The organism is Streptomyces sp. L-9-10 (assembly GCF_004151105.1).
Lineage (GTDB): Bacteria > Actinomycetota > Actinomycetes > Streptomycetales > Streptomycetaceae > Streptomyces.
This window is the reverse complement of sequence record NZ_PHRF01000161.1, coordinates 107,303-128,263: the sequence shown is the minus strand read 5'-3', so window position 1 is coordinate 128,263 and position 20,961 is coordinate 107,303. Positions and strand designations below refer to the sequence as shown.

Here is a 20,961-nt window from a genome sequence, read left to right as displayed (position 1 = left end):
GACGTGTCCGGGGTCATGACGGGTCCGGGGGCTGGGGGAAGCGGCTGAGCGGACCGGGCAGCCGGGAGCCGAGCGGCGACATCCCGCCGTCGGCGCCATGCCGGATGAGGAGATCGAGGACGAGCCGGCCGCGGCGGACCCGTTCACGGGCGCTGCTGAGGGCGGTGTCCCGCAACTGGGCGCCGTACGGATAGATTCCGGGCGATTTCGACAGTCCGAACTTGAGATAGAGCGGGGCGCCGCGCCGGATCACCTCCGCCGTCTCGTACATCCGCACATAGCCGCCGAGATCGTCGGGCGCCTCGATGTAGAGGTCCATCGGCGCGCGGCTCGTCCGGCGGATCTCGCTGACATGCGCGAGCGCCAGATCCGAGGGGATATTGATCGAGTCGGCGCCCAGCTGCTCGAACACCGCGTACGACGCCGGGTTGACCGGGCCGATCAGCGCCGACACCTTGAACGTGGTGTCGGCGGGCAGCACGCCCCGGGCACGCAGCCGGTGCAGGGTCCACAGCACGCCCTCGTCCGCGACGAGCAGGCATTTCACCCCGAGTCCGGTCGCGCGCAGGGCGTCCTCGACACAGCCGGCCAGGCCGTCATGGCCACGGGCGCGCGGTCCCGCGCCGCCGGAGTCCGTACGGGCCGAGCCGCCGGTGTCCCATGTCCCGCGCGGCCCGGTGAACAGGCACAGCTCGATGTCGCGGGCCGCGCAGGCGCCGGCCATCTCGGTGATCTCGGCGTCGGAGAGCATCCAGACGCCGCTGCCCTGGCTGACGCGGTGGATGGGCACTTCGAGACGGGTGGACTCCTTCAGGACCTCCGCCAGACTCTCGGGGCCCTCCACCGAGGGGATCTCGGTACGCCAGCGGCCGCCGTCGGGGAAGGCGTGCGGGGAGGCGTCCACGGAGCGGGGTTCGGGGGCGGCCAGTCCGAGCGAGGCGAGCGCCGGGGCGCCGGGGCGGCGGGGAGCGGGGGCTGATACGTCGGTCACGGACGAGTCCTCCGGTTCAGTGGTGCGCGTTGTCGTACGGATCCGGGTCAGGGGCGCAGCAGCACCTTCCCGGTGCCGGGAGCGCCGCCGCCGACCAGGGACACGGCCTCGCCGTACCGCTCCAGCGGGAACTCGTGGGTGATCAGCGGAGCCGGGGCCAGCAGCCCGGCGGTGAACGCCCGAACGGCGAAGGCCCAGGCGGCGGACGGAGCGCCGAAGACGCTCCGTACCGTCAGCTGATTCAGCGTCAGCGGTACGGGATCGATCCCGGTCGCGCCGGGAGCGAACATCCCGGTGAGCACCACCCGGCCGCCGCGCCGGGCCAGCAGACAGGACGAGGCCGCCGTGGACGGTGCCCCGGCGGTCTCCACCACCAGGTCGTACCGGCCGCGCAGCTCCTTCGCGTCCTCGGGGGTCCCGGTCAGCGTCGCGCCGAACTCCGTTGCCGTCAGCGACCGTTCGGTCCGCGGATCGATCACCGCCAGCTCGGCGGGGGAGGAGGCGGCGAGCAGTTGTACGGCGAGCAGCCCGAGCGTGCCCGCGCCCACGACCGCGATCCGCTCACCCGGCTCCGGATGGCCTGCCCGTACCGCGGCCGCCACTACGGCGGCCGGTTCCAGGAGGGCGGCGGCCCGCAGGTCCGCGTCATCGGCGAGCGGATGCAACAGCCGTGCGGGCACCACGACATGGTCGGCGAACGCGCCGGGAACGGTGAAGCCCGTCTCGTCGTAGCCGGCGGCGCACAGCGAGGTCTCACCGGCCCGGCACCGCGCGCAGGTCCCGCAGTACCGGAACCCCTCGGCGACCGTCGCGCGGCCGGCCAGCCGCGCGTCGACGCCCTCGCCCACCGCGTCGACCGTCCCCGACCATTCATGGCCGGGCGTCACCGGATAGCGCACATAGGCCGCGTCGCGATGGCCGTCGTACACCTCGCGGTCGCTCATGCAGATCCCGGCGGCGGCGACCCGTACCCGCACCTCGCCGGGCCCGGGGACGGGCGCGGGACCGCGCACCAGCCGGTGGACGCCGGGCCGGTCGACGACGATCGCCCGGCCGGTCGCCGGATGGCCGCTCGCCGCGGCGCCGCTCACCGCGGCGCCTTCGGGTCGCGCTTCTCCCAGCCCTCGGCCCACAGGTCGAACCGCGCGTGCTGCTGCGGGAATTCGGCCGCCGCCGCCACATCGAACTCGACCCCGAGGCCCGGCGCGTGCGACACCTCGAAACACCCTGTCCCGGGATCGACCTCAGGAGCGCCGGTGACGACCTTCTTGATCTCCGCGTCCGCGAAGTCATTGAAGTGTTCAAGGATCTTGAAGTTCGGTGTGCAGGCGGCCAGTTGAAGGCTCGCGGCGGTCAGCACCGAACCGCCGACATTGTGCGGGGCGATCAGTGTGTAGTGCGTCTCGGCGGTCGCGGCCAGCTTCCGGGTCTCCAGGATGCCGCCGATGTGCCCCACGTCCGGCTGGATGATGTCGGCGGCCTGCGACTCGAACAGCTCACGGAACTCGATCCGGTCATGGATCCGTTCACCGGTCGCGATCGGCAGATCGACCTTCGCCGCGACCTTCCCCAGCGCCCTGAGATTCTCCGGCGGCACCGGCTCCTCCAGCCAGGCCGGGTCGTACGGCGCCATCTCGCGCGCCAGCCGTACGGCGGTCGACGGGCTGAACCGGCCGTGCATCTCCAGCATCAGCTCCGCGTCGGGCCCGATCGCGTCCCGTACCGCCTCGATCAGCGCCACCGCCTCGTTCGACGCCGCCCGGTCCAGCTCGAGGTGGCCGGTGCCGAACGGGTCGATCTTCAGGGCCCGGTAGCCGCGCGCGATCACCGCCCCGGCCGCCTCGTGGTACGCCTCGGGGGTCCGTTCCGTGGTGTACCAGCCGTTGGCGTACGCCTTGACCCGGTCGGTGACCTTGCCGCCGAGCAACTGCCAGACCGGCACGCCCAGCGCCTTGCCCTTGATGTCCCAACAGGCCATCTCCACGACCGCGATGCCCGACATCACGATCTCGCCGGCCCGTCCGTAGTCGCCGTACTTCATCCGCCGTACGAGATCCTCGACGGCGAACGGGTCCGAGCCCTGGACGTGGTTGGCCTCGGCCTCGCGCAGATAGCCGAGCAGCGCGTCCGTCCTGCCGAGCATCCGCGTCTCGCCGACCCCGGTGAGCCCTTCGTCCGTATGAACGAGGACATACGTGAGGTTACGCCAGGGCGTACCGACCACGTGTGTGCTGATTCCCGTGATGCGCACGGCAGTTGCCCCTCGTCTGTTCGATATTTCGTCACCCGTTCGAAATCGTGGCGTGACGGTATTCAGGCACTCCGAGGGTGTCAATGGGGCGTGCGACGGTTAGCCTTTGTTCGTGATTCCGGCCGGTGGCCGAAGTACCGAACAAGAGGGGTGGGTGAGCGATCGTGGGACGGCTGGTCCCCGCGGTGACGCGGGCCCTGGACATACTCGAACTGTTCCTGGACGGCGACGGCACGCTCTCCGCGCCCGATGTCATCAGGAAACTCCAACTGCCGCGCACCACCGTGCACGAACTGCTCACCACGCTCGCGGCCCGCTCGTATCTGGCGGCCGTCCCGGGGCAGCCCGGCCGCTACCGGCTCGGTGTGCGCTCCTACCAACTCGGCAGCCGGTACGCGGAACAGCTCGATCTCGCCGCCGAGGGAGGGCAGGTCGCCCGTGAGATCGCCGAGACGTGCGACGAGACCGTGCATGTCGCGATCCTGGAGGAGACCGATGTCATCTACATCGCGAAGGTGGACTCCACGCACGCGGTCAGGATGGTCTCGGCGGCCGGCCGCCGGCTGCCCGCCCACTGCACCTCGGTCGGCAAGATGCTGCTCGCCTCACTGCCCGGCGCCGAGCTGGAGAACCGTATCGCCGGGCACGAGTTCACCGCGATGACGCCCGCCAGCATCACCGATCCGGAGGTGCTGCGGGCGGAGCTGGCGGGGATCAGGGAGCGCGGCGTCGCCGTCGAGCACCGCGAGTCCAACCCCGATGTGAGCTGTGTGGCGGCGCCGGTACGGGACAGCGCGGGCCGGGTCGTCGCGGCCCTGTCCATCTCCGTACCGATGATCCGGTGGAGCGACGCGCGCGAGGAGGAGCTCGCCCGGCTCGCCGTGAAGGGCGCGGGCGCGCTCTCGGCACGGCTCGGACACCGCGGGCAGCGATGACCCGGCGGTGACATGGGGGAACGGCTCCGGGGGATTCGGTTCGGGAGATTCGGCCCCGGGGGAGAGCCCCGGGGGAGACGGCCCTGTGTGAGGCGCGCGGGATCGGGGCGGCGAGAATGGGCGCATGGCCCGACGTCCCGCTCGCCCCAGCCGTTCCGCCCGCCCCAGCCGATCGGGCAGGTCCGCCGTCACCGCCGACTCACCCTGCCCCTGCGGGCTGGACGCCCCGTACGGCGCGTGCTGTGGACGGTTCCACGCCGGCCTCGCCACCGCGCCCACCGCCGAACTGCTGATGCGCTCCCGCTACAGCGCCTTCGCCGTCCTCGACGCGGCGTATCTGCTCCGCTCCTGGGACCCGGCGACCCGCCCGCCGGCCGTCGATCTCGATCCCGCGACGCGGTGGACCGGCCTGGAGATCCTCGACACGACCGACGGCAGCCCGTTCCACACCACGGGCACGGTCACCTTCCGGGCCCATTTCACCCGGCCGGGCGGTCCGGATGTCCTGGAGGAGCGCAGCCGGTTCGTGCGCCACGACGGCGCCTGGGTGTACGTGGACCACGTCTGAGCCGGAGCGGCGGCCACCGCCGGGGATACCCCGGCACGCGTCGCGCCGGGTACGTCCGAGCGCCGACCGGGAACGGGCTCTAAGGGGTGTGCGCCCCGCGCGCGGCGCCGGGGTCCGGACGTTCCAGTGTGACGAAGCGGCGGCCCGCCGCCGTCCACTGCTCGGACGGGACCCAGCCCGTGGCGCGGGCGTGCCGTATGAGCGCGCGGGGGCCGACCCGGGCCCACGAGAACGCCTCGCCCGGGGCGCCGTTGCCGTTGTCGACCCGTACCCGCACGCGCTCGTCCAGCTCGGCGTCCATCCCGGCCGCGGCCGTCTCGACGATCAGCGAACCGGCCCTGCCGACCACCCCCGCGAGCCGGGAGAGCAGCGCCAACGGGTCCCCGCCGATACCGATGTTGCCGTCCATGAGCAGCGCGGTGTGCCAGCCGCCCTCGCGCGGCAGCGGATCGAAGACCGACCGCACCAGCGCGCTGCCGCCCGCGCGCACGGCGTGCGCCACGGCCGCGGGACTGATGTCGATGCCCAGGGAGGGGCGGCCCCGTGACGCCAGCGCCGCCACGAGCCTGCCGGGGCCGCAGCCGATGTCGAGCACGGTGCCCCGGCAGCGTTCGAGCACCGTCAGATCCGCGCTGTCGGGCTCCGCGCACCAGCGCTCCACCTCCAGCGGCAGCAGCCAGCCGTCGGCGCGCCGCAGGAAGAGAGGGCCGCGGCCGGTACGCAGCGCGTCGGTGTACGGGTCCGCCTGCCAGGGAGCCGTACGGCGCTGCCGCAGGGCGCCCGCCGGGGACGGCCGGGCCGCGCCCGGGGTGTGGGCCGGGGTGTGGGCCTGGGCGGTGGTCTCGGCGGTGGTCATCGCGCCCCGGCCCCGGCGAGCCGGCCGAGAGCCGCGGCGAACCGGCTGTCCGGTGCCTCGGCCGCGACCAGCGTGGCGTCCCGCGCGGTGTCGACATCGCGCAGCGGCGGCAGATCCCGTACGGCGAGTCCCGCGTCCAGCAGCCGCGCGCGCTGTACGGCCCCGGTCTCGGGCACCGACATCGGTACGCCCAGCAGCAGCGCGGGATCCGGCACGGCGAGGCCGAGCGCCCAGAACCCGCCGTCCAGAGCGGGCCCGAACCACGCGTCACAGCCCTGCCACGCGTCGGCCGCGAGCGCGGGGGCCAGCAGTTCCGGGGTGAGCTGAGGAGTGTCCATCCCGACGAGCAGGGCGGGCCCCGTACAGAGTCCGAAGGCGGCGGCCAGCCGCTCGTCCAGGCCGCCGCCCGACTGCGGTATGACCTCGATCCCGGCCGGCAGCCAGTCTCCCGGAACACCGTCCAGGACGAGCAACCGCCGTCGTACGGGCGCCGCCAGGACCGCCGCGAGCGTGTCGCACAGCGCCGCCTCCGCGAGCAGGGCGGCCTCCTCCGGCCGGAAGGGGGGTGTGAGCCGCGTCTTGACGCGCCCGGCCACGGGCGCCTTCGCCAGCACGAGGAGAGTGGTCATCGGACACCCGCCCGGCTCGTCCCGTCCCGCCCGGCGCGCGGTCCGTCCGTCGCCCGCCCGGCCGGTGGCTCCGCCAGCACCCCGCGCATGTCGTGCACCGCCTGCCAGGTGCCGCGCCAGGTGCCGGTCACCTTCGACCTGCCGGTGCGCGGCAGATACGGCACGTCACGTTCCACCACCCGCCAGCCCGCGTCGGACGCTCGTACGACCATCTGGAGCGGGTAGCCGCTGCGGCGGTCCGTGAGACCGAGTCCGAGCAGTGCCTCGCGGCGCGCCGCGCGCAGGGGGCCGAGGTCCCGCAGCCGCAGACCGGTTCTGCGGCGCAGCATCCGGGCCAGCGCCAGATTCCCGGCCCGCGCGTGGGCGGGCCAGGCGCCGCCTGTCCGCGGCCGGCGGCGGCCCAGCACCAGATCGGCCCGGCCCGCCGCGATCTCCGCCACGAAGGCGGGGAGCAGACCGGGGTCGAGGGAGGCGTCGCAGTCGCAGAAGCAGACGAACTCCGCCTCGGCGGCGAGCAGTCCGGCGTGGCAGGCGGCCCCGAAGCCGCGCCGCGGTTCACGCACCACCCTCGCGCCCAGCCCGGCGGCGATCTCCGCCGAGCCGTCGGAGGAGCCGTTGTCGACGACGATCGCGCGCCAGCCGTCCGGCATGTGCTCAAGCACCCAGGGCAGGGCGAGGGCCTCGTCGAGGCAGGGGAGTACGACGTCGACCGTCGTGGGTTCGGAGGGGGTCACGTCCATCACCGTATGAATTCGGGAACCGACAAAAGGGATGTGAGGCCTTACGAAACACGGACATCCACGGGGCGGCGACCGGCCCCGGGCCGTTCGGGTCACAGCGCTCCGCGCGGAAGGCACCGAGGTCGCCGGAGCCGCACCGGGGCCGCCGGGGCCGCACCGGGGTCGCCGAGGGACCGGCCCGGGGCGCCGTACCGCTCCCGGCCGTACGTACACGGCGGTCAGCGGACCGCTGCCGCCCGCTGGCCCGCCGCGGCGAACTCCGCCATGCCCTCGGCGAATCCGACCGACGGCCGCCAGCCCAGCTCCGTCCTGAGCCGCTCCGACGACGCCGTGATGTGCCGGACGTCGCCGAGCCGGTACTCCCCGGTGACCACCGGCCCGGGGCCGCCGTGCGCCGCCGCCAGCGCCCCGGCCATCTCGCCGACCGTGTGCGGCTCTCCGCTGCCCGTGTTGAACGCGCTGAGCGTGCCGGACTCCCGGACCCGTACGGCACTCAGCGCCAGCGCGTTCGCCGACGCCACATCCCGCACATGGACGAAGTCCCGGCGCTGCCCGCCGTCCTCGAAGACCCGCGGCGCCTCGCCCCGCGCGAGCGAGGAGCGGAAGAACGAGGCGACCCCCGCGTACGGGGTGTCGCGCGGCATCCCCGGCCCGTACACATTGTGGTAACGCAGGGAGACGGCCCGGCCGCCGGTGGCCCGCGCCCAGGCCGCCGCCAGATGCTCCTGGGCCAGCTTCGTCGCCGCGTACACATTGCGCGGATCCGTGGCCGCGTCCTCGCCGATCAGCCCCGGGGTCAACTCCGCGCCGCAGGACGGGCAGCCGGGTTCGAAGCGCCCGGCGTCCAGGTCCGCCACGTTCCGCGGACCCGGCGCGACCCGGCCGTGCCGGGGGCAGTCGTAGCGGCCCTCGCCGTAGACGACCATCGACCCGGCCAGCACCAGATCCCGGACACCCGCCTCCGCCATGGCCGCGAGCAGCACGGACGTGCCCAGATCGTTGCAGCTCACATAGGCGGGGGCGTCCGCGAAGTCCTTGCCGAGACCGACCATCGCGGCCTGGTGGCACACCGCGTCCACACCGCGCAGGGCGCCGGCCAGGGCCGTCGCGTCCCGTACGTCCGCCTGGATCCACTCCGCCTCCGGGGGACGCGATGGTGGGACGGGGTGCGCCGAGGGAAGCAGGGCGTCCAGGACGACGGGCCGATGGCCGAAGGAGCCGAGGGCGGAGACGATGTGCGAGCCGATGAAGCCCGCGCCTCCGGTGACGAGTACACGCATGCCGGGGACGCTATGCGGCGCCCGGCCGCCACGCGCGGTCACGCGCCGGGGCGTCACAGGTCCGTAAGATCGCTGCGCTCGTACGGCCGACCGCGCCCGTGCGCTCAGTGGCCGGGCGCCCGCAGCACCTCCGTCAGGTCGTACCGCACGGGCTCCTCCAGCTGCGCGTACGTACAGCTCGCCGGCGTACGGTCGGGCCGCCAGCGGCGGAACTGCGCCGTGTGCCGGAACCGGTCGCCCTCCATATGGTCGTACGCGACCTCGCACACCCGCTCCGGCCGCAGCGGAAGCCAGGACAGATCCTTCTGTCCGGACCAGCGGCTCGGCGCGCCCGGCAGCCGGGCGCTCTCGTGCGCGGACTCCTCCGACCACGCGGCCCACGGATGGCCCTCCGCCGACTCCATGCGCAGCGGCGCCAGTTCCTCGACCAGTTCCGCCCGGCGCTTCATCGGGAACGCCGCGCACACCCCGACATGCTGGAGCGCGCCTGCGGAGTCGTACAGCCCCAGGAGCAGCGAGCCCACCACGGGACCGCTCTTGTGGTGGCGGTATCCGGCGACGACCACATCCGCCGTCCGCTCGTGCTTGATCTTGTACATGGACCGGGTGTCGGGCCGGTACGGCAGATCGGGGGGTTTGGCGATCACCCCGTCGAGACCGGCGCCCTCGTACCGCTCGAACCACTCCCGGGCCACCTCGATATCGCTCGTGGCGGGCGCCAGATACACCGGAGGGTGCAGCACCGCGAAGGCGGCCTCCAGAGCCTCCCTGCGCCGTGCCTGGGCGATGGCGAGCAGCGAGGTGTCCCCGAGGGCCAGCAGATCGAAGATCACGAAGCTCGCCGGGGTCCGCTCGGCGAGCAGGTCCACCCGGGACTTCGCCGGATGGATGCGTTCGGTCAGCCGGTCGAAGTCCAGCCGGTCCTCGTGGACGATCACGATCTCGCCGTCCACCACACAGCGTCCGGGCAGCTCGGCGCGCAGGGCCGTGACCAGCTCGGGGAAGTACCGCGTCAGCGGCTTCCCCGTCCTGCTGCCGATCACCACCTCGTCGCCGTCCCGGTGGACGATCGCCCGGAAGCCGTCCCACTTGGCCTCGTACTGCATCCCCGGCGGGATACGCGCCACGGACTTGGCGAGCATGGGTTTCACGGGAGGCATCACCGGCAGATCCATGCCCCGATTGTGCTCGGGAACAGCGGCCTCCGCCCGATATGCGCTCCGCGCGGGCCCGGCCTACCGTGGCGCACATGGGTGCAGCGGTGGAGCTGGAAGCGGGCGGCAGGGCCGTACGGCTGTCCAGCCCTGACAAGATCTACTTTCCCGAGCGCGGTTTCACCAAGCTGGATGTCGCGCGGTACTTCCTCGCCGTCGGGCCGGGCATCCTGCGCGCCCTGCGCGACCGGCCCACCACCCTGGAACGCTTCCCCGAAGGAGTCGACGGCGAGTCCTTCTTCCAGAAGCGCGCCCCCAAGAACCTGCCCGACTGGATCCCCACCGCCCGCATCGACTTCCCCAGCGGCCGGTCGGCCGACGAGATCTGCCCGACGGAGGTCGCCGCCGTCCTCTGGGCGGCGAACCTCGGCTGTCTCACCTTCCACCCCTGGCCGGTGCGCAAGGGCCGCACCGACCACCCCGACGAGCTGCGCATCGACCTCGACCCGCAGCCCGGTACGGACTTCAAGGACGCGGTCGCGGCCGCCCACGAACTCCACGCGTTCCTGGACGAACAGGGGCTGCACGGCTGGCCCAAGACCTCCGGCGGACGCGGCCTCCATGTGTTCGTACCGATCGAGCCGCGCTGGACCTTCACCGAGGTACGCCGGTGCGCCATCACCATCGGTCATGAACTGGAACGGCGGATGCCGGGCCGGGTGACCACCGCGTGGTGGAAGGAGGAACGCGGCCGGCGGATCTTCGTCGACTACAACCAGACCGCCCGCGACCGCACCATCGCGTCCGCCTACTCCGTACGCCCCAAGCCGCACGCCCCGGTCTCCGCGCCGCTGCGCTGGGACGAGCTGGACGACGTCGCCCCGCGCGACTTCGATCTGGCGACGATGCCGGTGCGCTTCACCGAAGTGGGCGATCTGCACGCCGAGATGGCCGACCGGCCGGACAGCCTGGAAGGGCTGCTGGAGCTGGCCGACCGGTACGAACGCGACCACGGCCTCGGGGACATGCCGTACCCGCCGGACTACCCGAAGATGCCGGGGGAGCCGAAGCGGGTCCAGCCGAGCCGGGCCAGGAAAGAAGAACCGTAGACGCGGATGTGCCCCCTCTCCACCGGAGAGGGGGCACATCCGTGGTGATGGTTCCGCGGCCTACAGCTCCTGGATGCGGATGTTGCGGTACGAGATCACGTCCGTGGTGCCATGGACCTGGAGCCCGACATAACCGGTGGCGTACCGCCGGCCGTCCGTGCCGGGGTCTCCGCCACGCTCCGGGTAGAAGGTCTGCCCGCCCACGTTGTCGAACTCATTGATCACGACACCGTTGCGCAGGATCGTGAAGTGCTGGTCGACCACGCGGATCTCGTAGTCGTTCCAGGTGCCCTTCGGTGTGACTCCCGCGCCGCCCAGACCCACGCGGTCGAAGCCGTAGACCGAGCCGGTCTTGTACATGTCGCCGTCGGGCCTGTCGAGGATCTGGATCTCGTGGCCGTAGTTGATGGCGACCCACTCCGGCCGGGACTCCTCCGGGTGGTCATGGACATTCGGGAAGCGGACGAAGACACCGCCGTTGGCGTTGCCGTTGCCCGGGGCGTCGTCGCGGAACTGGAGCTTCAGCGAGAAGTCGCCGTACTTGCGCTCCGGGAACCACAGCATGCCCATGCCCTCGACCGTGGTGCTGCTGGTGATGGCACCGTCGCCGGAGAGCGCGAACTTACCGCCGCCGACCTGCTCCCACTTGGCGAGGGACGCCGCCGTGCCGTCGAAGAGATCGCGGTAGCCCTCGGTCTGTCCGGGCTTGCCGATCCTGGACTGCTTGGCGGCCTTGGTGATCTTGTTGAACTCGCGCTGGTCGATGACGTTGTCGGCCAGCAGCTTGTCCAGCACCGAGTCGACGTGCTTGAGGAAGAGCGCCTGCGAGCTCCAGTCCTTCTCGTCCTCGATCAGCTCGTTGATCGTGCACCGGCTACGGGTCAGCCGGTTCGGCACACCCGTGTCGACCGCACCGACGATGACCGTCAACCGCTCATCGAACTCGGGGCAGTTGGGCGCCGGAACGCCGCCGCCCTGCGCGATGGTGAACGACACCTGCCTGGCCTGCGCGGTGTTGCCCGCCTTGTCGGTCGCCCGGTACGCGAGGACGTGGTAGCCGACCTGGTCGACGATCACGGGCGTCGTGTACGCGAGATACGGGCCGCCGTCGAGGGAGTACTCGACCTTGTCCACCCCGGAGTCCGCGTCGGTCGCGGTGACGGTCGCCTTGGCGCTGGTGATGAACGCGCCGTTGGAGTTCTTGTCACCGGTCACGACCGCCCCGGTCACCGGCGCGGTGGTGTCCTGCGCCGGCGCCTCCACGACGGTGAAGTCGACGGACTTCTCGGCCGCCGCGTTGCCCGCCTTGTCGGTCGCGCGGTAGCGGACCTTGTGGGTACCGGTCTCGTGCACCATCACCGGCGCGGTGTACGGCTGCCAGGCGCCGTCCGCCCCGATCGCGTACTCGATGGTGTTCACGCCCGAGCCGGTGTCCGAGGCGGTGACGGTGACCGTGGCCATCGTCAGATAGTTGCCGTCCTCGTCCTTCTCGCCGCTCACGGTCGCCGAGGTCTCCGGCGGGGCCGTGTCGTCGGTCGGCGGGACGACGACCTTGAAGGAGACGGACTTCTCCGCCGCCACGTTCCCGGACTGGTCGGTGGCCCGGTATCTGATCGTGTGGTCACCGACCTGGTCGATCACCACCGGAGCGGTGTACGGCTGCCACGGTCCGTCGGCGCCGACCGCGTACTCGGTCGTCGCCACCCCGGAGCCGGCGTCGGTCGCCGTCACCGAGACGGTCGCGGAACCGACGTACGCGCCGTCGGCGTTCTGCTGCCCCTCCACCTTGGCGGCGGTCTCGGGAGCCGTGGTGTCCCCGGGACCGACCTCGGTCACGGTGAGCACCCCGGTCATCTGGCCGTGCCCCGGGATGGAGCAGTGGAAGCGGTACTTGCCCGGCGTCAGGTTGACCTCGGCGGTGTACTTGCCGCCGTTGGCGTCACTGGGGTTGGCCAGGATGTTCAGCTGGACGTCGTTGTTGTACTCGGGATCCGACACGTCGAAGGTCAGCGTGTGCGGCATCCCGGTGGTGTTGCCGGTGGCCGCGCTGTTCTCGAAGACGATCGTGGTCGGCCCGGCCAGCGCGGTGGTCGGGAAGGACAGGTACTTGTCGATGGGGTCGCCGGCCGTCCAGGTCAGCACCTGGGCCGCGGCCGCCTTCCCGCCGTCCGAACGGTCGTCGGTACGCCCGTACGCCGCCGTCGAGGTCAGCCCGAGCACCATCAGGAACGCGCCCACCAGGGCCGTCCACAGGCGTAGAGGCCGGTGCCTCAGGAGAGATCGGTGTCTCACTGCGCCGCCTTCCTGACCAGGTTGTCGGCGGCCGGTGTCGCCGCGCCGCCCTTGTACGTCACGCGCCACAGCGCGGACTGGTTGTCCGAGGTGAAGAAGCCCCGCCCGTAGTCGAGGACATAGAGCGAGCCGTCCGGGGCGAACTTCCAGTCCATCAGGTTGCGGATACCGCCCTGACCGACCGGAATGATCTTCTTCAGCGACTCCGCGGTGACGGGCAGACCGCCCTTGCCGACGGTCTTCGGGTCCGTCACCACCGCGTGGCGCGGGCTGTCCGCGGCGTCGTAGAAGTCACCCACGAACCACTTGCCGTCCCAGTACTCCGGCCACTTCTCGGTGCTGGCGCTCTGGGCGTCGTACCGGTAGAGCGGGCCGTTCATGGTGGCCTGGCCGCCGCCCTTGAGCCACGGCAGGAGGTACTTGGCCTCGTCCGCCTTGTAGCTGGGCACGCCATTGGCGTCGCGCGGGTAGTCCGGGGCACCGCCCTGGGGCGAGTACCAGATGGTGTTGCCCGTGACGGGAGGCAGGTTCACCAGGCCGTCGTTGTTGGGCGACTCGTTCTTCGGCGCGGCACAGTTGTACCAGCCGAGCGGCTTGGTCGGGTCGGGCAGATTACGGTCCCGGTAGGGCTGGTTGTTGCCCATGCAGAACGGCCAGCCGTGGTTGCCCGCCTTGGTGATCGCGGCGAACGTGTCGTACTTCGCCGGGCCCCAGACGGTGGACGGCGAACCGGCGTCCGGGCCGACCCAGCCCGCGTACAGCGTGTCGGTCTTCTTGTCGATGGAGATACGCGCCGGGTTGCGCACGCCCATCACATAGATCTCGCCGCGGGTCTTGCCGCCGCCCTCGGCCTCCTCCTTGCCCGTGAAGAGGTTCCCCTCGGGCAGGGTGTACGTGCCGTCGGACTCCGGGTGGATACGGAGGATCTTGCCGTTCAGGTTGTTGGTGTTGCCCGCGGTGCGGCGCGCGTCCGCGAAGGAGACGCCCTTGTAGTTCGGCTGCGGGTTGTTGCCCGAGTAACCGTCGCTGAATCCCGACGAGTTGTTGTCGCCGGTCGCGATGTAGAGGTTGCCCTTCGAGTCCCAGGCCATACCGCCGCCGGCGTGGCAGCAACTGTTCACCTGCACCGGCCACTTCAGCAGGACCTTCTCGGAGGCGAGGTCCAGCTTGTTGGTCGCCGGGTCCAGCTTGAAGCGGGAGACGCGGCGTTCCGCCATCCGGGTGTCGCGGTTGAGCTGGGAGTGCGGGGTGTAGTGCAGATACACGAAGCCGTTGGTCTCGAAGGCGGGGTCCAGCTCGATACCGAGCAGCCCCTCCTCGACCTTGATCAGCTCGTCGCCGCCACCCTTGTTGCCGAAGATCGTCAGCGCGCCCGCGAGCGTCACCTTCTTCGTCTTCGGGTCATAGACATGGATCTGGCCCAGACCCTTGCCGATGTTCGGGTCGGCCCAGTCGGTCACCACGGGGGCGCTGTTGTCGCCACCGCCGCGGCCGATGTACAGAACGCGGCCGTCGGGCGCCACGACCATGCCGTGCGGCTCGCCGATCTGGTCCTGCTGGCCCGCCTGGTTCGGCTGAGTGACGCGCTCCGCCTTGTAGTTGGAGTCGATCGTCGCCTTGCAGTCGGCGGGGGAGATACGGGTGGTCCACTGGAGCGCGCCGCGCAGATGGGCGCGGAAGTCGGTTTCGGCGTACGAGTCGGCCGTGCCGCCCATGCCGGTGTAGAAGGACCGGCCGCCGTCGTAGTCACGGCACCAGGAGATCGGGTGGTCGGTGCCGTTGGCACCCGTGCCGGGCTTGTAGCTGGCCTCCCTGACGCGGGCGACCGTATGCACCTTGCCGGTCGGGTTGGTGGCCCAGTTGAGCCACTTGTCCGGCCGCTTCCACTCCAGCGGCAGACTCTTGGTGGCCGGGTTGACGCGGTCGCCGACCTCGACCGTCGCGCGCTGGACGGTGGTGGGGCTGGTCGCGGGACGCGCTCCGATCAGCCCGGTGAACCAGTCGGAATACGGCTCCGTACGGGCCGCGTCATGAATGCCGAGGAAGCCGCCACCGGCCTCCACATAGGCTTCGAGGCCCGCCTCCTGCTCGGGATCGAGCACATCGCCGCCGCCCGTGAGGAAGACGACCGCGTTGAACTTGCCGAGCCTCTTGGCGTTCGTGAAGACCGAACCGTCGTCCGTGGCCTCGGTCTTGAAGCGTCCGGCCGCGGGTCCGGAGAGACCGATCGCCTCGATCGCCTCGATACCGGCGTTGACGACCGGCGACTCCTCGGTGGCCGAGGCGTGGAAGACCAGGACCTTGACGTTCTCGCCGCCGGGCGGCGACGGAAGGGACAACGTTGTCGACGGCGGCTCCGGGTACGGCTTGGCCGTGGCGGCGGTACCGCCGAGCAGAGACGCCGCCATGGTGCCGGCCACCAGGGCCGCGGCCATTCCGCGCCTGGATCTCGACCGGTGACGTGGTGCGCGCTGCATGTGTTCACCCACCCCTCTTTGGTCACAGCAACAGCGCCTGAAGCTAGACCTCTTTCGTCAGTTCGCCAATAGGTACGACCGCAATCCCACCAACTTTGTCCTGAGTGTGGATAAACGAAGATCCCTGGTCTACCGTGTGGCCGTCCCCGGGGCCTCATGTGCCCCGTAAATATCCGTACGGCACTGGGGAGTTCGGTATGGCCATGGACAGACGGAGCTTCAATCGACGCCTGCTGGCGGGAGGCGCGGTCGCCGCGACAGGCGTGACATCGTTGTCGGTCGCCTCGGCCCCCGCGGCCACCTCGGCCCCCGCGGCGGTGACTCCGCCCAGAACCGCGCCGGCGGGCGGTCAGGTACGTCATCTCAAGCTCTACGCCGAGACCTTGCCGAACGGTCAGATGGGCTACGGCCTGGAGAAGGGCAAGGCGAGCATCCCGGGACCGCTGATCGAGATCACGGAAGGGGACACTCTCCACATCGAGTTCGAGAACACCACGGACGTGGCGGCCAGTCTCCATGTCCACGGCGTGGACTACGACATCGCCAGCGACGGCACCAGGATGTCCAAGAGCCATGTGGAGCCCGGTGGTACGCGTACGTACACCTGGCGCACCCATACACCCGGCAAGCGCGCGGACGGCACCTACCGGCCGGGCAGCGCGGGGTACTGGCACTACCACGACCATGTCGTCGGTACGGACCACGGCACGGGCGGCATCCGGAAGGGCCTCTACGGGCCGGTGATCGTCCGCAGGAAGGGCGACATCCTCCCGGACAAGCAGTTCACGATCGTCTTCAACGACATGACGATCAACAACAAGCCCGGTGCGGAGAGCCCCAACTTCGAGGCCACGGTGGGGGATCGTGTCGAGATCATCATGATCACGCACGGCGAGTTCTACCACACGTTCCATATCCACGGTCACCGCTGGGCGGACAACAGGACGGGCCTGCTCACCGGCCCCGACGACTCCAGCCGGGTGATCGACAACAAGATCACGGGCCCGGCGGACTCCTTCGGCTTCCAGATCATCGCGGGCGAACACGTGGGCGCGGGCGCCTGGATGTACCACTGCCATGTCCAGAGCCACTCGGACATGGGAATGGCCGGCCTGTTCCTGGTGGCGAAAGCGGACGGCACGATCCCGGGGTACGAGCCGCACCATCCGGAACACCCGATGGGGGCGGGCGACGCGAAGGGGGCGGAGCACTCGGGGCATTAGGGAGTGCGGGGTGTGGGGCGGGGCTGGGCTGGGCGGGCGGGGTCCGAGGGGGCAACTGCCGGTCAGGACCGAGGGGTAGTCGGGCTCACCCGGAGGGTGTGGTGTCGGGTGGGGGCCGCCCCTGAGGCTTCAGTCTCGCGGCTCCGGGTCGGGCGTCAAGGGCGCTCCTGCGTCGCGTCGGCTGCGCCGATTCCGCTTCGCTGCACCCTTGACACCCGCCCCTCCACCGCAAGTGCAGCTTTGAGGGGGGCCGGCCCCGGGGGAGGGGTCCCCGGAGGGGATCCGTGGGTGGGGATGATCCGTTGCCGACTACTGCTCGGTGGGTGGAGGCGCGGGAGTGGAGTGGGGCGGCCCGGCACCGGCTCAGCGAGCAGGTGCGCGTGGACAGTTGGGGTTCATGCCCCGCTGGTGAGGGCCCGTTGTCGGGTGCTTCTGTAGCCCGAGGCGGACGGGACCCGCAACCCGCCCCCTATGTCCAAGTTTGGTGAGCCTTTCGGAGGGTCCTCGGACCGGTGATGCGTCCTGTGTCCACGTGACCTGGCCCCACGACACATCACGGTCCATCAGAGGCCCACTCACCGCCTCTCCCGTCACACCCATCCCACCACCCACACACCGTCATCAGCGGGGCATGAATCCCGGCCCTCCACGTGGGTCAGTCGCCGAGCCGGGGCCCGGCCGCCCCATGGCACTGCCGCGTGGCCCCGCAGGGCCCACCGACCTGCGGTCGGCGACCGGCCCCCGGAACAAGGGGGCGGCCCCGGGGACCCCTCCCCCCGGGCCGCCCCCCTCAAAGCTGCACTTGCGGTGGAGGGTTGGGAGTCAAGGGTGGAGCGAAGCGGAATCGGCGCAGCCGACGCGACGAAGGAGCGCCCTTGACGCCCAACCCGCAACCGCGAAACTCAAAGATCAGGGGCGGCCCCTACCCGACACCACACCCCCCGCCCCACCCCGACTACCCCTCGGTCCTGACCCGCGCCGTGTCACCGCGCCGGCCCGGGGTGAGTTCACCAGCGGGGCTGTGGGGGTTCAGTTCACTCCTTCCGCCAGCCGCAGCTGCTCCTCCTCCACGATCCTGCGCGCGAGGTCGCGGTCCGAGACGTCGATCGCGTCGGGTGTGGCGTCCGCCAGGTCGCTGCGTCGTGCGTAGGCGTCGAACAGGCGGCTCTTGTCCGCGAGGATGTCCAGCAGGCGCTGGTCCACGCTGTCCACCGCGAGCAGTCGGTGGACCTGCACCGGGCGGACCTGGCCCATCCGGTGGGCGCGGGCCACCGCCTGGTGTTCCAGGGTCGGTTTGACCTGCGGTTCGCAGAGGATGACCACCGACGCGGCCTGCAGATTGAGCCCGATCCCGCCCGCCTGGATCTGGCTCAGCAGCACGGCGTGGCCCGGGGCCGCGGTGAAGCGGTCGACCATCACCTGGCGGCGCGCCGCCGGAACGCTGCCGGAGAGCGGGCCGAACACCCCGTCCCCCAGGGCCTCTCGGACCGTGGCGAGCACCTCCTGGAAGTACGAGAAGACGACGACCTTCAGTTCGTTCCCGGCCGCCTCGGCCACCAGCTCCCGCAGACGCCCGAGTTTCGCCGAGGTCTCCGGGCGGGCGTACGCGGCCCGGCGCATCCGCATGAAGTGGGCGGAGGTCACGGCCTCCCGGTAGGCCGCCAGATCCCCGGCGCTCAGCTCCTCCCACTCGTCGACCTGGACCAGCGCGGGCAGTTCGGCGAGGACGTCCCGCTGGTTACGGCGCAGATAGGCGGGGGCGACCGCGCGCCGGAAGGCGTCGGAGCCCGCGACCGCGTCGATCCCCTCGACGTCCGGCGCCAGTTCGGGCCGGAGGCGCTGGACCAGGCTGCGGAACTCCGCGACCCGGTTCTCCATCGGCGTACCCGTCATGAACAGGACGTGTTCGGCCCGCGCCGTCCAGCCGGAGAGGGCGCGTGATCTGCGCGTGTCCGGGTTCTTCACATAGTGGGCCTCGTCGACGACCAGCATCCGCGGCTCCTGGGGCAGCGGCCTCACATCTCCGGCCCGCGGCTCCGCGTCCCCGGCCAGTGGCAGCGTATGCAGGGAGTCGAAGGTGGTGACGGCGACGCCGCCCCGCTCACGCCACTCGGTGAACGCCTCCCGCCGCTCCGGACCGTGCACCGGGACCGCCCGCAGTGTGCTCCGGGCGCGGATCTCCCGGGTCCAGTTGATCAGCACACTGCTGGGGCACACCACCATGAAATGCGTACCGCCGCACGCCGCGAGATGCGCGAGCGCGGCGATGGCCTGCACCGTCTTGCCGAGCCCCATCTCGTCGCCGATGATCACCCGGCGCTGGCTCAGCGCGAAGCGCGCCCCGAACGACTGGTAGCCGCGCAGCGACACCCGCAGCCTGGTGTCGTCCAACTCCTGGGCCCGTACCCGCCCCGCGATCTCGGACGGCATGAACCCCTCGGCCGCGGCGGCATCGGGAGCGCTGCCCGTGGTCTCCGCGAGCACGCTGTAGTACTCGGCCGAGCGCAGCTCGAAGTCCACCCAGCACTCGACGTCCGAGGCCGGCTCCCGCAGCAGGTCCACCGACATCTGCGCGAGCAGCAGCGGTACGTCCGCTTCCGCGGCCTCGTCGAGCCGCTGCCGGATCCGGCCGGCCGCGCCGAGAGCCCGCGCCCGCCGCTCCCGTCCCGCGAGCGCCATCCGCAGCCGGCCGCGGGCGGGTTCGGCCTCCGGCAGCAGGGCGCGCAGCTCCGTGGCGAGCCGCTCAGCGGAGTCACGCGCGCGCCGCAGCCCCGGTCCCGCCTCGACCAGCCGGTGCAGAGCGGTCACCAGCGCGGTGGTGCGTGGCTCGGGGCGGTCCATATCGATACGTACGGAGACGGTCTCCCCGACCGCCTCGGCGATCCGGGTGGCGGCGGCCACCGCCTGGTCGGCGGTGTGCCCGCCGACACCGGGCAGTTGGCGCAGGGCGTGCCGGCCCGCCTCGTACACCTCGCCCACGTTCGTGAAACCGGCCTGTTCGAGGGCGCCGAGCCGTAACCGGCCGGCGGTGACGTCCTTCAGCCGGGAGACCGGGATGGCGGCGAGTTCCGCGCCCGTCAGCTCCCGCTGGAGCGGACGGTGGGCGTCCCGTATGGCGGTGACGGCGCGGTCGTGGTCGTCGAGCAGCCGCTGCGCGCTGTCGAGCAGCGACACCGCCGCGTCGAGCACGGCTCCGGCCCTTCGTCCCGCGACCACCGGAGCGCGTCCCGGCGCGGCCCCCGCACCTCTCATACGCCTCTCCACTCGACACCTGACACCTGACACCTGACACCTGACACCCGAGACCTGAGACCTGACACCGGATACCCCGACGCCGGACACCTGCCCCCGGACACCCGATGCCGGATACCCCGACGCCGGGTACCTGCCCCCGGACACCCGATGCCGGATACCCCGACACCGGACACCTGCCCCCGGGCACCCGATCACGGACATCCGGCGGACGCCGCTCCCGGCACCGGACCGACCCGCTCTGTCCGGATCCGACCGGCTCATATGCTCCCACGCGCGTCGGCCGCACATGCGACGGCACCGCGCCGGGAGCAGACTCGGAGGGGAGAGCTACGGGATCCCATGAAGGAGCACGCCATGGTGAGCACACCGTTTGTCACTGGTTCCCCGGTGTGGATCGACCTCGGCACCCCTGATCTCGACGGCGCGACCGCCTTCTACCGGGGCATATTCGGCTGGGATTTCGTTTCCGCCGGCCCGGATACGGGCGGCTACGGCCTGTTCCAACTGAACGGCAGGACAGCGGCCGGTGCCATGCCCGTGGAGCCCGGTCAGGCGCCGCCTTCCTGGTCCCTGTACTTTCAGACGCCCGACGCCGATGCCACGGCCGAGTCCGTCCGGCGGAGCGGCGGTTCCGTCGTCTTCGAGCCGATGGACGTGATGGACCTCGGCAGGATGGCGGTCTTCACCGATCCGTCGGGCGCGGGCTTCTCGGTCTGGCAGCCGGCCAGGAACAAGGGCCTGGACGCGGTCGGTGAGCCGGGCAGCCTCTGCTGGGGCGAGCTGTACACACCGGACGAGGAGGCCGCGTACCGCTTCTACCACTCGGTCTTCGGCTGGGAGACCAAGAGCATGCCGATGCCGGACGGGAACAGCAGCTATCGGATGGTGAACCCGGCGGGCCAGGGTCCCGAGGCGATGTTCGGCGGCTTCGTGCCGGTCGGCACCGACCCGGCGGAATCCGACACGGGGCCGCACTGGCTCCTGTACTTTGCGGTCACGGACTGCGACGCTTCTGTGACGGTCGCGCGGAAGCTGGGCGGTACGGTCCGGGTGGCGCCGACCGATATCGAGGGCGTCGGCCGGTTCGCGAAGCTCGCCGATCCCTCCGGGACACGGTTCGCGCTGATGCAGGGCGTGGATCAGGCCGGCTGACGGCGGCGCGGGGAGACCCCCGGTTCCGCGCCGGTCGGCCGCCACGTTG

The 20,961-nt window shown here is 71.4% G+C and carries 16 protein-coding genes; 5 read left to right on the top strand and 11 right to left on the bottom strand.

Translation table 11 applies throughout. The annotated features are described in order from the left end of the window. Positions 1-13 precede the first annotated feature (13 nt). The 3 genes from CU044_RS32955 to CU044_RS32945 are packed head-to-tail and all read right to left on the bottom strand — an operon-like array spanning position 14 to position 3,242. Positions 14-991 carry a hypothetical protein gene (locus CU044_RS32955; RefSeq protein WP_129772404.1) on the bottom strand — a complete coding sequence of 326 codons (978 nt, stop codon included), beginning with the start codon at positions 989-991 and terminating at the stop codon, positions 14-16. 47 nt (positions 992-1,038) lie between these two features. After that, positions 1,039-2,082, bottom strand: coding sequence for an alcohol dehydrogenase catalytic domain-containing protein (locus CU044_RS32950; RefSeq protein ID WP_129772403.1), 1,044 nt, complete (start codon positions 2,080-2,082; stop codon positions 1,039-1,041). Then, positions 2,079-3,242 (bottom strand): mandelate racemase/muconate lactonizing enzyme family protein, encoded by a 1,164-nt coding sequence (locus tag CU044_RS32945; protein WP_129772402.1) that lies wholly within the window; start codon positions 3,240-3,242, stop codon positions 2,079-2,081. The genes CU044_RS32950 and CU044_RS32945 overlap by 4 nt, the downstream gene beginning before the upstream one ends. A gap of 164 nt (positions 3,243-3,406) precedes the next feature. Here CU044_RS32945 and CU044_RS32940 point away from each other — a divergent pair, with 164 nt between their 5' ends. Together CU044_RS32940 and CU044_RS32935 are read left to right on the top strand one after the other, a co-directional pair. Next, entirely contained in the window at positions 3,407-4,177 is a 771-nt protein-coding gene (locus CU044_RS32940) for an IclR family transcriptional regulator (protein WP_129772401.1), read from the top strand. Positions 4,178-4,301: 124 nt separating this feature from the next. Continuing rightward, the gene (locus CU044_RS32935; RefSeq protein WP_129772400.1) at positions 4,302-4,745 is read left to right on the top strand and encodes a YchJ family protein; all 444 of its coding nucleotides are present in this window, start codon (positions 4,302-4,304) and stop codon (positions 4,743-4,745) included. A gap of 79 nt (positions 4,746-4,824) precedes the next feature. On the opposite strand, the gene CU044_RS32930 is transcribed toward CU044_RS32935, so the two are convergent. From CU044_RS32930 to CU044_RS32910, 5 genes are all read right to left on the bottom strand, one after another. Then, entirely contained in the window at positions 4,825-5,601 is a 777-nt protein-coding gene (locus tag CU044_RS32930; protein ID WP_129772399.1) for a class I SAM-dependent methyltransferase, read from the bottom strand. Continuing rightward, positions 5,598-6,230, bottom strand: coding sequence for a DUF2064 domain-containing protein (locus tag CU044_RS32925; protein ID WP_129772398.1), 633 nt, complete (start codon positions 6,228-6,230; stop codon positions 5,598-5,600). Before CU044_RS32925 ends, CU044_RS32930 begins: the two co-directional genes overlap by 4 nt. Beyond that, positions 6,227-6,970: a glycosyltransferase family 2 protein gene (locus CU044_RS32920; protein ID WP_129772397.1), complete on the bottom strand. Its 744-nt coding sequence runs from the start codon at positions 6,968-6,970 to the stop codon at positions 6,227-6,229. Before CU044_RS32920 ends, CU044_RS32925 begins: the two co-directional genes overlap by 4 nt. A gap of 218 nt (positions 6,971-7,188) precedes the next feature. Further along, on the bottom strand, positions 7,189-8,250 hold the full coding sequence (locus tag CU044_RS32915) for an NAD-dependent epimerase/dehydratase family protein (protein ID WP_129772396.1): 1,062 nt from the start codon (positions 8,248-8,250) through the stop codon (positions 7,189-7,191). A 104-nt stretch (positions 8,251-8,354) separates the two neighbouring features. Beyond that, complete coding sequence (locus tag CU044_RS32910) at positions 8,355-9,425, bottom strand: ATP-dependent DNA ligase (RefSeq protein WP_129772395.1); 1,071 nt, start codon at positions 9,423-9,425, stop codon at positions 8,355-8,357. 74 nt (positions 9,426-9,499) lie between these two features. On the opposite strand from CU044_RS32910, the gene ligD reads away from it, so the two are divergent. Next, positions 9,500-10,513: a non-homologous end-joining DNA ligase gene (gene ligD / locus CU044_RS32905; RefSeq protein WP_193564131.1), complete on the top strand. Its 1,014-nt coding sequence runs from the start codon at positions 9,500-9,502 to the stop codon at positions 10,511-10,513. Between the two features lie 60 nt (positions 10,514-10,573). On the opposite strand, the gene CU044_RS32900 is transcribed toward ligD, so the two are convergent. After that, positions 10,574-12,805 (bottom strand): family 16 glycoside hydrolase, encoded by a 2,232-nt coding sequence (locus CU044_RS32900; protein ID WP_129772394.1) that lies wholly within the window; start codon positions 12,803-12,805, stop codon positions 10,574-10,576. Next, a complete protein-coding gene (locus CU044_RS32895) occupies positions 12,802-15,282 on the bottom strand; it encodes a ThuA domain-containing protein (RefSeq protein ID WP_129772393.1) in 2,481 nt (826 codons plus the stop codon). Before CU044_RS32895 ends, CU044_RS32900 begins: the two co-directional genes overlap by 4 nt. Positions 15,283-15,485: 203 nt before the next feature. Here CU044_RS32895 and CU044_RS32890 point away from each other — a divergent pair, with 203 nt between their 5' ends. Further along, the gene (locus CU044_RS32890) at positions 15,486-16,505 is read left to right on the top strand and encodes a multicopper oxidase domain-containing protein (RefSeq protein ID WP_129772498.1); all 1,020 of its coding nucleotides are present in this window, start codon (positions 15,486-15,488) and stop codon (positions 16,503-16,505) included. A 1,029-nt stretch (positions 16,506-17,534) separates the two neighbouring features. On the opposite strand, the gene CU044_RS32885 is transcribed toward CU044_RS32890, so the two are convergent. Then, positions 17,535-19,757, bottom strand: coding sequence for a DEAD/DEAH box helicase (locus tag CU044_RS32885; protein WP_129772392.1), 2,223 nt, complete (start codon positions 19,755-19,757; stop codon positions 17,535-17,537). A 357-nt stretch (positions 19,758-20,114) separates the two neighbouring features. Here CU044_RS32885 and CU044_RS32875 point away from each other — a divergent pair, with 357 nt between their 5' ends. Then, the gene (locus CU044_RS32875; protein WP_129772390.1) at positions 20,115-20,912 is read left to right on the top strand and encodes a VOC family protein; all 798 of its coding nucleotides are present in this window, start codon (positions 20,115-20,117) and stop codon (positions 20,910-20,912) included. Positions 20,913-20,961: the final 49 nt, after the last annotated feature.

Excerpts from the sequence above, each read along its gene's own strand:
- CU044_RS32920 (WP_129772397.1), bottom strand. The coding sequence starts at position 6,970 with ATGGACGTGACCCCCTCCGAACCCACGACGGTCGACGTCGTACTCCCC.
- CU044_RS32895 (WP_129772393.1), bottom strand. The coding sequence starts at position 15,282 with ATGCAGCGCGCACCACGTCACCGGTCGAGATCCAGGCGCGGAATGGCC.
- CU044_RS32930 (WP_129772399.1), bottom strand. The coding sequence starts at position 5,601 with ATGACCACCGCCGAGACCACCGCCCAGGCCCACACCCCGGCCCACACC.
- CU044_RS32935 (WP_129772400.1), top strand. The coding sequence starts at position 4,302 with ATGGCCCGACGTCCCGCTCGCCCCAGCCGTTCCGCCCGCCCCAGCCGA.
- CU044_RS32915 (WP_129772396.1), bottom strand. The coding sequence starts at position 8,250 with ATGCGTGTACTCGTCACCGGAGGCGCGGGCTTCATCGGCTCGCACATC.
- CU044_RS32910 (WP_129772395.1), bottom strand. The coding sequence starts at position 9,425 with ATGGATCTGCCGGTGATGCCTCCCGTGAAACCCATGCTCGCCAAGTCC.
- CU044_RS32925 (WP_129772398.1), bottom strand. The coding sequence starts at position 6,230 with ATGACCACTCTCCTCGTGCTGGCGAAGGCGCCCGTGGCCGGGCGCGTC.
- CU044_RS32890 (WP_129772498.1), top strand. The coding sequence starts at position 15,486 with ATGGACAGACGGAGCTTCAATCGACGCCTGCTGGCGGGAGGCGCGGTC.
- CU044_RS32885 (WP_129772392.1), bottom strand. The coding sequence starts at position 19,757 with ATGAGAGGTGCGGGGGCCGCGCCGGGACGCGCTCCGGTGGTCGCGGGA.
- CU044_RS32875 (WP_129772390.1), top strand. The coding sequence starts at position 20,115 with ATGGTGAGCACACCGTTTGTCACTGGTTCCCCGGTGTGGATCGACCTC.
- ligD (WP_193564131.1), top strand. The coding sequence starts at position 9,500 with ATGGGTGCAGCGGTGGAGCTGGAAGCGGGCGGCAGGGCCGTACGGCTG.